The following is an 11499-nucleotide window of genomic DNA, read 5'->3' on the forward strand; positions in this document are numbered from 1 at the left end:
GCGCCTGCCCTGAGGCGGACGCCGCGCTCGTCACGTCAGCGGATCAGATGGCCGCGCCGTCGGGGTCATAGCCCCCATCGGGGTCATAGCCACCGTCCGGGTCGTACCCGCCGTCCGGGTCATAGCCACCGTCCGGGTCGTACCCGCCGTCCGGGTCGTAGCCGCTGTCGGTGTCGTACCCGGCGCTGGGCGCGGGGACCGCCGCGGCGCTCGCCGCCCTAAGGCTCACCACGCCGGCGGCGAGACCGAGACCGAGGCCCGCGAGGAGGCCGCGGCGCGTGGTGCCGCCGGCGCTCCGGAGGTCGTTCGTGGGCTGGTTCGTGTGGTCGTCACGCATGATGGGGGTCCCCTTCTCGTCGTGTCTCTCTCCCTCGGGCCGTCCTGCTGGTGGCCCTCGGGTGAACGCGATCAGCTGCCGCGAAACGACATCCATCCTTTGCGTGACACCGTTATCGGGTCACGGGTTCGTCAGGAGATTCATTGTCCAGGGCGACGGAAAGCGCCTTCGACCTGCGGGGCCTCTCCTGGAGAAAGATCGCGGGACATGCCTCGGACGTCCGACATACGAGATATCCGCTGAGACGAGCCCGTCTCACCGGGCACTGGCGCCGCCGCCCGGACACGGGCTGCGGGCCCGCGGGGACGGCCCGGGGTGCCCCCGACCGGGGACCCGCATCCGAGCCGTCCCCACGCTGTGCCGCACCGGCGGCTGCCGGCGGGCAGATGTCTCAGAGGCCGATCCGCTCGAGCACCGGGAGCTCGGCCCGCACGGCGTCGCGTGCCTCGTCGGCCGTGGTGGCGGCCACGGCGAGGCCCGCCAGGCGACGCGCCTCCTCGATGGACACCGTCGAGAGCACCTCGGCGACGGCCGGCAGCGAGCGCGGGGTCATCGACAGGGAGTTGACGCCCAGGCCCACCAGCACGACGGCGAGAGCGGGGTCCCCCGCGGCCTCGCCGCACACGCCCACGGGCTTGGCGGCCGTGCCGCCGAAGGCGTCCGGGTCGCCGCCTGCCGTGCGCGCGCCGGTGCAGGTCGCGCCCACGAGGGCGAGGACCGCCGGCTGCCAGGGGTTGTTGAGGTGGGCGAGCGAGCCGAGCATGCGGTCCGCGGCCATCGTGTACTGGGTGAGGTCGTTGGTGCCGATCGAGGCGAAGTCGCACTCGGCCAGGCAGCGGTCCGCGGTGACCGCGGCGGAGGGCGTCTCGACCATGATCCCGGCCGGGGAGATGTCCCGCTCGCGGCACAGGCCCACGAAGTCCCGCACGTCCTCGACGGTCGAGATCATCGGCGCCATCACCCAGGCATCGGCCTCGGTCTCGGCGGCGGCCGCCGCGATCGCGTCGAGCTGATTCGTCAGCACCGAGCGCCGCGTCCACGACGTGCGGTAGGCGCGCACGCCCAGGGCCGGGTTGGGCTCGTCGGCCTCGTTGAGGAACGGGAGGGGCTTGTCGGCACCCGCGTCGATGGTGCGGACCACGACCTTCTTGCCCGGGAACTGCTCGAAGACGGCACGGTAGGCCTTCTGCTGCTCCTCGACGCCCGGCTCGTCCTCCCGGTCCAGGAACAGGAACTCGGTGCGGAACAGCCCGACGCCGTCGGCATGGGCCGCGACCGCCTTGGCGCCGTCGGCCGCGCCGCCGATGTTGGCCAGCAGCGGCACGGTCGCCCCGTCGGTGAGGTGGGCGCCACCGCCCTCGTAGGTCAGGGGATGCTCCTGGAGCTCGGCCCAGGCGCTCGCGAGCTCCCGCTCGCGATCGCCGACCACGTCGGAGAGCGTGCCACGGGCGCCGTCGACGAATACCTCGGTGCCGTCGGCCACCGCGTCGATGCCCTGCGCGGCGACGACCGCCGGCAGCCCGAGCTGCCGGGCGAGGATCGCGGTGTGGGACTGCGGGCCGCCGTCGGAGGTGACGAGGGCGATGACCTTCTGGGGATCCAACGTCGCGGTGTCGGCGGGCGCGAGGTCCACGGCCAGCAGCACGAAGGGCTCGGCGGCGTCGGGGATGCCCGGCGCCTGCTCGCCGCGCAGCTCGGCGACGATGCGGGCCCGCACGTCCTTGACGTCCGCGGCGCGCTCGGCCATGTAGCCGCCCAGGCTCTCGAGCATCGTGGCGACCTGGTCACCGGCCTGCCAGACGGCACGCTCGGCGGTCAGGCGCTCGCTGGTGACGAGGCCCTCGGCGGTCTGGGCGAGGGTCGGGTCCGCCGCCATCTGCGCGGTGGCCTCCAGGACCGCGCGCGCGTTGCCCTCGGCACGCTCCGCCCGGACCGAGAGCGCCTCCTTAACGGCCGCGGCCGCCAGGGCGATCCGGCTGGACTCCGCGACGGGATCCGCGCCGTCGGCGATCGTGCTGCGGGGATCCGGCTCCGTCACGGGCGGTGCCATCGTGCGGACCCTGCCGATCACGCGACCCGCGCTGACCGCCACGCCTGTGTACTCGGACATCTCCGTCCACCCTCCCGGGAGTCGTCATCGGCGCCGTCAGCGCCCGGGGTTTCCCGGGCGGCACGCCCGGGGACACTCCGTTCATCGTACGGGCCGCGCGCCCCCGGCCATCGGGACGTTCTGCTCCTGCGGCCGAGGGATCGCGCACCTCACGTCGGAGCGGCCCGCCCGCTCCGATCTCGCGGGGCGACCCTGCCGGGGCGGGCGCCGAGGATCAGAGGAAGTCGAAGGGGTCGAACTCGTCGATGTCCAGCACCCGCAGGCGGGGCAGCGGGCTCGTGAACGCGCCCGCGTCGCGCTCGAGATCCAGGAACTCGATGCCCGGGATCCGGCGGAGATCGGCGGACATGAACTCCTCGAAGCCGATCACCGCGACGCGACGGCCGGGGGTCTCCAGGAGGGTCTCGATGCCCGGCACGAAGTCCCGGTCGTGGCTGACGAGCGCGACGTCGTCCTCCATCTGCGCCAGGGCCTCGGTGGTGCGCTGGATCGCGATGTCCACGACCTTGCCCTCGCCGCGCAGCGGCACCGGGCGGTACCCGAGGTTGCGCAGGGCCTGGACGAACGAGGCGGGGAGGTCGCCCTCGACCGCGAGGAAGAACAGCCCCAGGACGGGGTTCCCCCAGTGCCGCTCGACGTGGGCCAGGAGATTGTTCCAGCGCGGCCTCTCCTCCGGCTGGGGTCGCCGGCCGAGGATCGACATGCCCAGTGTCGCGTCGATGTTCTCGCCGTCGACCAGCATCGTGGTCCGCTGTGCGCTCATGGGCCGAGCGTACCGGGGTCCTCGTCCCCTTCCGGGACGCCCGGGTCCGGGCAGCCGCACGACCTCCGGACGATCAGCCGGGTCGGATGCACCATGCTGCGGACCTCCAGGCCCGGGTCCCCGATCCGGGCGAACGCCCGTTCTGCGGCCAGGCGTCCGGTGGCCACCGGGTCCTGGGCCACGACGGTCACCGGGGGATCCAGGAGGTCGGCCTGCTCGAAGTCGTCGAAGCCGACCACGGCGATCCGATGCTGCATGCCCACGGACTGCAGGGCCCGCACGACCCCCACCGTGATCTCGTTGCGGGAGGAGAAGATCGCCGTGGGGGGATCGGCGAGGGCGAGCAGGACGTGCACGGCCGCCGCCGCCTGCGCCTCGTCGTCGATCCCCTCGACCATCAGGCGCGGATCCGGGACCATCCCCGCGGCCTCGAAGGCGTCCCGTGTCCCCGCGAAGCGGTCCGCGACGGTGCGCAGGCGCGAGACGTGCCCGAGCGCCGCGATCCGGCGATGCCCGTGGGCGATGAGGTGCTCGACGCCGATGCGTGCGCCGCGACGGTTGTCCACCAGGACCTCGTCGACGTCGATCCCGCTCGCGGGGCGGTCCACCACCACCACCGGGGTGCCGTGCTGCACCTCGGGCAGGAGGTAGGCCTGGTCGGCCCGTGCCGGCATCATGATGAGCGCATCGACCCGGCGCCCGATCAGCGCCTGGACGAGGTCGCGCTCCCGGTGGGGGTTCTCCCCCGTGCTCGCGACGATGACGGTCACGCCGTGCTCCTGGGCCACCTCGTCGACCCCGCGGCTGATGCTCGCGTCGAAGGGGTTGCCGACGCTGCCCAGCAGGAGCCCCAGGCTCCAGCTGCGTCCCTGCGCGCTGCGCAGCGACCCCGCGGCGACGTCCCGGCTGTACCCGAGCTCGCTCGCGGCGCGCTGCACGCGGTGGGTCGTGTCGTCGGCGACGCCCTGCTCGCCGTTGACCACCCGGGACACCGTCTTGATCGAGACCATGGCGCGCGCCGCGACGTCGCGCATGGTGGGCCGGCTGCGTGATCGGGAGGCCGACATCGCCGGGCCCGTGGCGGTGGGGGCCGATGTCGGGGAGGCCGATGTCCCGACCTCTCCCCCGCCGCGCGGCGGGGTGGGTTCGGTGGCGACACCTCCGGGCGACTGCTCGGGACGGTCCATGCTGCGCTCGTTCCAGGGGACGGCCGGTGCGTTCGCGCGCCGGGGGGACGTCTCTGTCCCCCCGGCCGCCGGCGTGGACGGGGACGACCCCGGGATCCGCGGAGGGCTCCCGGGGTCGTCGTCTCGTGCGGTGGTGGTCCGGGCCGCACGGGCCCGCAGGGTGGGATCCGGTCGGGACCGGATCGTGCCCCGCTCAGACGAGGAGCTTGGAGCGCTCCGGATCGTCCTTGAAGACCTCCTTGGCGTTGTCCTTGGTCACGACCACGGGCTCGAGCTCGTAGACCGGGACCTCCTTGGAGCCGTTGTCGGCCTTGGCCTCGGTCGCCGGGGCGTCGCCGCCGGTCTGGTAGGCCTGGATGATCTCGATCGTCTTGGAGACGAGCGCGGTGGTCGGCTTGTACACCGTCGACCACTGGTCGCCCTTCCAGATCGAGGTGACCGACTCGGTCTCGGCGTCGAGGCCGGTGACGACGGGCACGTCCTGGCCGGCGTTGGCCGCCGAGGTGAGGATCGCGCGGGCGATGCCGTCGTTGGGGGACAGCACACCGTCGATCTTCTTGTCGGAGTAGTTGCCCGAGAGCAGCGAGTCCATGCGCGACTGCGCCTTGCCGTTGTCCCAGTCCGGGGTCGCGGCCTGCTGGAAGCTGGTCTCGCCGGAGACGACCACGAGGGTGCCGTCGTCGATCTTGGGCTGGAGCACGGTCATCGCACCGTTGAAGAAGTTCGGGGCGTTGGGGTCGGCCGGGCCGCCGCCGAACAGCTCGATGTTGTACGGGCCGGCACCCTTGCGGGCCGCGAGACCGTCGAGCAGGGACTGGCCCTGGAGCTCACCGGTCTTGATGCTGCCGAACTGCACGACGCTGTCGACGGCCTCGGTGTTCTCGATGAGGCGGTCGTAGCCGATGATCTTGACGCCCTCCTGGGCGGCGGCCTCGAGGGCGCTGCCCAGCTGGGTGCCGTCGATCGGGCCGACGACGATGACCTTGGCGCCGCGCTGGACCATGGCCTCGATCTGCTGCTGCTGCTGGGGCACCTTGTTGTCGGCGGCCTGCACGAGGGGCTCGAAGCCCGCCTTCTTCAGCTGATCGGTGAACATGTCCTGGGCCTCGGCCCAGTTCTGGGTGCCCAGCCACGGCAGGGACACGCCGATCACGGCATCCTTGGCGAAGCCCTTCTCGTCGCTGCCGCCGCCGGAGCCCGAGTCTCCACGGCCGCCGCCGCAGGCGGCGAGCAGGGCGGTGCCGGCGATGGCCGCCGCGCCGAGGCTGAAAGTCCGTCGCTTCATGGTGTTTCTCCTTGGGGTGGGTGCGTCGTCCGTCGTTGGACGCGCACGGGGTGGTTCGAGGGGGGGAACACCGGATCCGGGTGGAGCCGGCCCCGGGGCCCGCGGGGGCGGGACCCGGTGGTTCGGGGCGACAGGGCGGGCCCGCCGCGGTTCAGGGTGCGGTGACCGCGGGCTTGGGCTGGTCGCCGATCGCGTCGCCCGCCGGGCGGTCCTCGGCCGAGGGCTCCTCGGCCTTGACCTTGGACCCCGGGAACAGACGTCCCGAGATCGAGGGGCGGCCCTGCTGCTTGTTGTAGACGTCGAAGGCGACGGCGGCCAGGAGCACGAGGCCCTTGATGACCTGGGTCTTGTCCGCTCCGACGCCCATCAGCATGAGGCCGCTGTTCAGGGTGGCCATGACCAGACCGCCGATCATCGAGGCGGTGACGGTGCCGATGCCGCCGGAGACCGCGGCCCCGCCGATGAACACGGCGGCGATCGCGTCGAGCTCCCACATCGTGCCGTCCGTGGGGCCCGCCGAGGTGGCGCGGCCGACGAACAGGATGCCCGCGAGGGCGGCCAGGAAGGACATGTTGACCATGACCAGGAAGTAGGTGCGGTTGACGCTCACACCCGACAGGGCCGCCACGGCCTTGTTGCCGCCGACCGCGTAGATGTGGCGGCCGAAGGTGGTGCGCTGGGTGAGCACGTGGTAGACGATCACGAGCACGACCAGGATCACGCCGGGCACGGGGAACGAGGTGCCGGGCCGGCCGCTGCCGAACAGCCAGGTGACGTAGGCGATCACGGCGCTGATGAGGACGATCCGCAGGACCACGGCGGCCAGCGACAGCTCGGTGTCGCCGTCGGCCACCCGGCGACGGTAGGTGGACAGCTGGCTCCAGGCCAGGAACGCGATCGCGATGATGCCCAGCAGCAGGGTCGAGTTGTTCAGCCCGGTGAAGGCCGGGCCCCACTCGGGGAGGTATCCGGAGCCCAGGAAGCGCAGCTCCTGGGGCACCGGAACGCTGATCGAGCCGCTGATCCAGATGACGGCGCCGCGGAAGATCATCATGCCGGCCAGCGTCGTGATGAAGCCGGGGATCCCGAGCTTGGCCAGCCAGAACCCGTGCCAGCACCCGATCAGGATGCCGACCACGAGACCCGCCAGCAGCGCGATCCACCAGGGCAGCGAGAGGTCACGGGCCGAGAGCGCCACGATCATGCCCACGAACCCGGCGACCGATCCGACCGAGAGGTCGATGTGGCCGATCACGATGACCATGACCATGCCGATCGCGAGGATCAGCACGTAGGCGTTGCCCGCGAGGAGGTTCTGCATGTTCGACGAGGTGAGCATCCGCCCACCGGAGAGGACGTTGAAGAGGACGAGGAGCGCGACCAGGGCGAACACCATGGTGAACTGCCGGAAATTGGCCCCGAAGGCCTGCTTGATGACGTGCATGGGGGTGTCCTTGTGTGGTCTCGGGTCAGGCGGCGGCGGTGCCGGAGGTGGTGGTCATCAGCGGTCTCGTACGTCGTGCGCCCGATCGGCGGCCTGGTCCTGGGCCCACTGGGCGACCGGATCGGGCGCCAGAAGGTCCTGTACTTCACGATGGCGGCGATGGCGATCGCCACCGCCCTGATCGGGCTCCTGCCGACGGCCGCGACCGTCGGCAGCGGCGCGGCCCTCGTGCTGCTGTACCTGCTCAAGCTCGTCCAGGGCTTCTCCACCGGTGGCGAGTACGCCGGTGCCACGACCTACGTCGCCGAGTTCGCCCCCGACAAGAACCGCGGGTACTTCGGGTCCTTCCTCGACATGGGCTCCTACCTGGGCTTCGCCTCGGGCGCGACCGTCGTCGCCGTGGTCACCCTCATCACCCAGCACATCTCGGGGCCGGACGCCATGACCGACTACGGCTGGCGCATCCCCTTCCTCACCGCGATCCCGCTGGGCGCGATCGCCGTCTACCTGCGCTCGAGGATCCCGGAGACCCCGGCCTTCGAGAACGAGAAGCTCGCCGCCGGCGCCGACGCGCCCGACGGGCACGCCGGGTCCGCCGGCACGGACAGCACGCCGACCCGACGCGGGGCCGACCACGCGGACGGCGCCGTCCTGCGCTGGCTGCGCCCGCTCGTCGCGCTGATCCGCGACAACAAGGCGGCCATCCTCATCGGCATCGCCATCGTGGCCGCGACCAACACCGCGGGCTACGCGCTGACCAGCTACATGCCGGTCTACCTCGAGGAGGAGATCGGACTGCACACGACGGGCGCCGCGCTGGCGACCGTCCCGGCCCTCGTCGTCATGTCGCTGTGCCTGCCGTTCGTCGGCCGGCTCAGCGACCGGATCGGGCGCCGGCCCACCTACTACGCGGCGGTCGTGGCGACCCTCGTGCTCGTGGTCCCGGCCTTCCTCGTCATGCACCTGAACTCGTTCGCGGCCGTCATGATCGCGATGTTCATGGTCGCGATCCCCGTGGGCCTGTACGTGTCGCTGTCGGCCTCGGCGCTGCCGGCGCTGTTCCCCACCAAGAGCCGGTTCAGCGGCATGGGCGTCACCTACAACATCTCGGTCTCCCTGTTCGGCGGGACCACCCCGGTCGTCTCCCAGGCGCTGCTGCAGGCCACCGGGATCAGCCTCATGCCCGCCTTCTACATCATGCTGTTCGCGGCGCTCGCCGGGATCGCGCTGCTGTGGTTCCGCGAGTCGGCCCGCAAGCCGCTCATGGGGTCCTTCCCCACGGTCGAGACCCACGAGGAGGCCCAGGAGCTCTACGAGGGGCAGGACGACAACCCCGACCTGGACTTCGACGACATGCCGTTCCCCGAGGTCACGGGCGCTTCCGTGGGTCCGACGGGGTCCGATGGGAGGCCCCGCTCCGCAGGCGCCTGATGCTGTGACCCGGGTCACCCGCATATGACAGGGTCGGCCCGTGCCAGTACGTTCTTCTCCCCGTGACGTGATCCGCGATCCGGATCCGTCTCCCGGACCGGTATCCAGCGGGACCATGTGGTGAGTCCCGGCGCGCTGTGCGCGTCCGTCCCGGGATCGCTCTGCACCGCATGAGGAATCCATGCCGGAAGCTCCCCAGGCCCCCCCGTCCCGTCGACGTGTCCCCCGCTCGCGCAAGCGGCGCCTCGCGCTCGACGACATCAACGTCGTCCCCGGCAAGAAGGTCCGCCCGGCCATCACCGGCACGGTGGTCGGCAACTTCATGGAGTGGTACGACTTCGGGATCTACGGGTACCTGACGGTCACCATGACCGCCGTGTTCACGGCGGGCCTGCCGGACTCGCTGCAGCTGCTGGCCGTCATGTTCGGCTTCGCCGTCTCGTACATCGTGCGTCCCATCGGAGGGCTGGTCCTGGGCCCGCTCGGCGACCGGATCGGACGCCAGAAGGTCCTGTACTTCACGATGGCGGCGATGGCGATCGCGACCGCGCTGATCGGGCTCCTGCCCACCGCCGCGACCGTCGGCAGCGGCGCGGCCCTCGTGCTGCTGTACCTGCTCAAGCTCGTCCAGGGCTTCTCCACCGGCGGCGAGTACGCCGGTGCCACGACCTACGTCGCCGAGTTCGCGCCGGACAAGCGGCGCGGGTACTTCGGTGCCTACCTGGACCTCGGCTCCTACCTCGGTTTCGCCGCCGGCGCCTCGATGGTCGCGGTCGTCACCCTCATCACGCAGTCCATCTCGGGCCCCGACGCCATGACCGACTACGGCTGGCGCATCCCGTTCCTCACCGCGATCCCGCTGGGGGCGGTGGCCGTCTACCTCCGGACCCGCATCCCGGAGACCCCGGCCTTCGAGAACGAGCAGCAGGCCGCGGCCGCCGCAGACACCGCCGTCGCCGACGAGGCCGAGCGGATCGTCGCCGACGCCCCCCGCGAGGAGGCCTCGCAGCCCGGCGCGATCCGCCGCTGGGCCAAGCCCCTGACCACGCTGATCTCCGAGAACCTCGGGACGATCCTGGTGGGCATCGCGCTGGTGGCCGCCGCGAACTCCGCGGGCTACGCGCTGACCAGCTACATGCCGGTCTACCTCGAGGAGGAGATCGGACTGCACACGACGGGCGCGGCGCTCGCGACCGTCCCGGCGCTCGTGGTGATGGCCCTGTGCCTGCCGCTCGTCGGCAAGCTCAGCGACCGCGTGGGCCGCAAGCCCATGTACCTCGCCGCCGTGATCGCGGCGCTCGTGCTCATGGTCCCCGCCTTCCTGCTCATGCACCTCAACTCGTTCTGGGCGGTCATGGGCGCGATGTTCCTCGTCGCGATCCCCGTGGGCCTGTTCGTCTCGATGTCGGCCTCGGCGCTGCCTGCGATGTTCCCGACCAAGACGCGCTTCAGCGGGATGGGCCTGACCTACAACGTGTCGGTCTCGCTGTTCGGCGGCACCACCCCGCTCGTCTCGCAGTGGCTGCTGCAGACCACCGGGATCAGCCTCATGCCGGCGTTCTACATCATGCTGTTCGCGGCGCTCGCCGGGATCGCCCTGATCTGGTTCCAGGAATCGGCCCGCAAGCCGCTGCTGGGCTCCTTCCCCACGGTCGAGACCCACGAGGAGGCCCAGGAGCTCTACGAGGGCCAGGACGACAACCCGGATCTCGACCTCAGCACCATGCCGTTCCCCGAGGAGGTCGCACCGGCCGAGGTCGCCGCCGGCTCTTCGGAACCCGCCTCCGAGCGCAGGTCCGAGGGCGTCTGACACCCCGCCATCCACGGCGCGGAGGAGCCCCCGCACCCGCCACGAGGCGGTGCGGGGGCTCCTCCCGTCCGGGGCTGCCACGCACGGAGAACGCATGGACTTGACATGTTCTTTGCCTGTTCTTTACTGTCCGCTCGTGCCCGCATCCCAGCGCCCCGCAGCCCGCCTCCTGGCCCTCGCTGCCATTGCCCTCCTCCTCGCCGCATGCGGCGGCTCCCCCGACACCGCGGAGACGGCCACGAACGCCGCACCCGCGAGCGACGGCGGGTCCGCCTCCTCCACCACCGCACCAGAGCAGACGTCCGCGAGCAGCACGGACGACGCGACGGACGCCTCGGCGCAGCCTTCCGCCGCCGACACCGGCTCCGGGGACGCCGTCGAGGAGTACGCCGTCGACGGCGGTTACGCGTTCTCCGCCCTCGACCAGGACATGTACTGCGTGCTGAACCCCGCCGAAGGCGGTGGGGGCAACGTCGTCGCCGAGCGGCTCGACATCTCGTCCGGAGCGGGCGTCCACTGCGTGATGGCCTCGTACGCCCCCGCGGACACGACGGACTCCCACGACGACGGGATCGCCGCCTGCCTCGAGAGCTCCGCCCAGGACGGCATCGGCGAGTCCTCCGGGGGCGAGCCGTCGCTCACGGCGGACCAGGTCTCCTACTCGGGATGCCGCACCGACGTCACCTCGTTCCAGGACAACCCTTCCGCGATGCGCGAGGCGCTCGGCGACGTCGTCGCCCTCGAGCCCGGCCAGAGCATCAGCACGGACGGATACACCTGCGAGGCCATCGGCGACAGCGTGCAGTGCACGCGGGCGGACGGGCGGGGCTGGAAGGTCAGCACCAGCACCTACGAGATGATCTCCTGACCCTCGCACCCCGCACATCGCGAGAGCCCGCCACCCGGACGGACCGGGGGCGGGCTCTCGTGCGGATCCCTGAGGGATCCCGTGGCGGTAGCGGCGGGATTTGAACCCGCGGTACGGGATCACCGTACACATCATTTCGAGTGATGCACCTTCGGCCGCTCGGACACGCTACCGCCGACGATCGTAGCCGGACGTCCACCCGCCGTTCAAACTGGAAGGAGCCCGAGGCGAGTCACATCACGCGCCGGTGCGCTCCCGCGCATG

9 protein-coding genes and 1 tRNA gene are annotated in these 11499 nt (G+C 71.6%); 3 read left to right on the plus strand and 7 right to left on the minus strand.

Going from position 1 to position 11499, the window contains the following annotated elements; all coding sequences use genetic code 11:
• Window positions 1-43 precede the first annotated feature (43 nt).
• The 6 genes from ACT3TZ_RS02185 to ACT3TZ_RS02210 form a co-directional block, all read right to left on the minus strand.
• Window positions 44-337: a hypothetical protein gene (locus ACT3TZ_RS02185; protein ID WP_444581754.1), complete on the minus strand. Its 294-nt coding sequence runs from the start codon at window positions 335-337 to the stop codon at window positions 44-46.
• A gap of 391 nt (window positions 338-728) precedes the next feature.
• Entirely contained in the window at window positions 729-2447 is a 1719-nt protein-coding gene (gene ptsP, locus ACT3TZ_RS02190; RefSeq protein ID WP_444581755.1) for a phosphoenolpyruvate--protein phosphotransferase, read from the minus strand.
• 214 nt (window positions 2448-2661) lie between these two features.
• Window positions 2662-3210 (minus strand): NYN domain-containing protein, encoded by a 549-nt coding sequence (locus ACT3TZ_RS02195; protein WP_444581756.1) that lies wholly within the window; start codon window positions 3208-3210, stop codon window positions 2662-2664.
• Window positions 3207-4397 carry a LacI family DNA-binding transcriptional regulator gene (locus tag ACT3TZ_RS02200; protein WP_444581757.1) on the minus strand — a complete coding sequence of 397 codons (1191 nt, stop codon included), beginning with the start codon at window positions 4395-4397 and terminating at the stop codon, window positions 3207-3209. Before ACT3TZ_RS02200 ends, ACT3TZ_RS02195 begins: the two co-directional genes overlap by 4 nt.
• A gap of 193 nt (window positions 4398-4590) precedes the next feature.
• Window positions 4591-5682, minus strand: a complete 1092-nt coding sequence (locus tag ACT3TZ_RS02205) for a substrate-binding domain-containing protein (RefSeq protein ID WP_444581758.1) — start codon at window positions 5680-5682, stop codon at window positions 4591-4593.
• Between the two features lie 151 nt (window positions 5683-5833).
• Window positions 5834-7126: a sugar ABC transporter permease gene (locus ACT3TZ_RS02210; protein ID WP_444581759.1), complete on the minus strand. Its 1293-nt coding sequence runs from the start codon at window positions 7124-7126 to the stop codon at window positions 5834-5836.
• A gap of 12 nt (window positions 7127-7138) precedes the next feature.
• Here ACT3TZ_RS02210 and ACT3TZ_RS02215 point away from each other — a divergent pair, with 12 nt between their 5' ends.
• The 3 genes from ACT3TZ_RS02215 (at window position 7139) to ACT3TZ_RS02225 (ending at window position 11235) form a co-directional block, all read left to right on the plus strand.
• Window positions 7139-8557, plus strand: coding sequence for an MFS transporter (locus ACT3TZ_RS02215; protein WP_444581760.1), 1419 nt, complete (start codon window positions 7139-7141; stop codon window positions 8555-8557).
• 181 nt (window positions 8558-8738) lie between these two features.
• Window positions 8739-10367: an MFS transporter gene (locus ACT3TZ_RS02220; protein ID WP_444581761.1), complete on the plus strand. Its 1629-nt coding sequence runs from the start codon at window positions 8739-8741 to the stop codon at window positions 10365-10367.
• A 136-nt stretch (window positions 10368-10503) separates the two neighbouring features.
• Window positions 10504-11235 carry a hypothetical protein gene (locus ACT3TZ_RS02225; RefSeq protein WP_444581762.1) on the plus strand — a complete coding sequence of 244 codons (732 nt, stop codon included), beginning with the start codon at window positions 10504-10506 and terminating at the stop codon, window positions 11233-11235.
• An 82-nt stretch (window positions 11236-11317) separates the two neighbouring features.
• Here ACT3TZ_RS02225 and ACT3TZ_RS02230 read toward each other — a convergent pair.
• Window positions 11318-11408: transfer RNA gene (locus ACT3TZ_RS02230), tRNA-Ser, on the minus strand.
• Window positions 11409-11499: the final 91 nt, after the last annotated feature.

Origin of the sequence: Brachybacterium sp. AOP25-B2-12 (assembly GCF_052378625.1) — a bacterium.
Taxonomy (GTDB): domain Bacteria; phylum Actinomycetota; class Actinomycetes; order Actinomycetales; family Dermabacteraceae; genus Brachybacterium.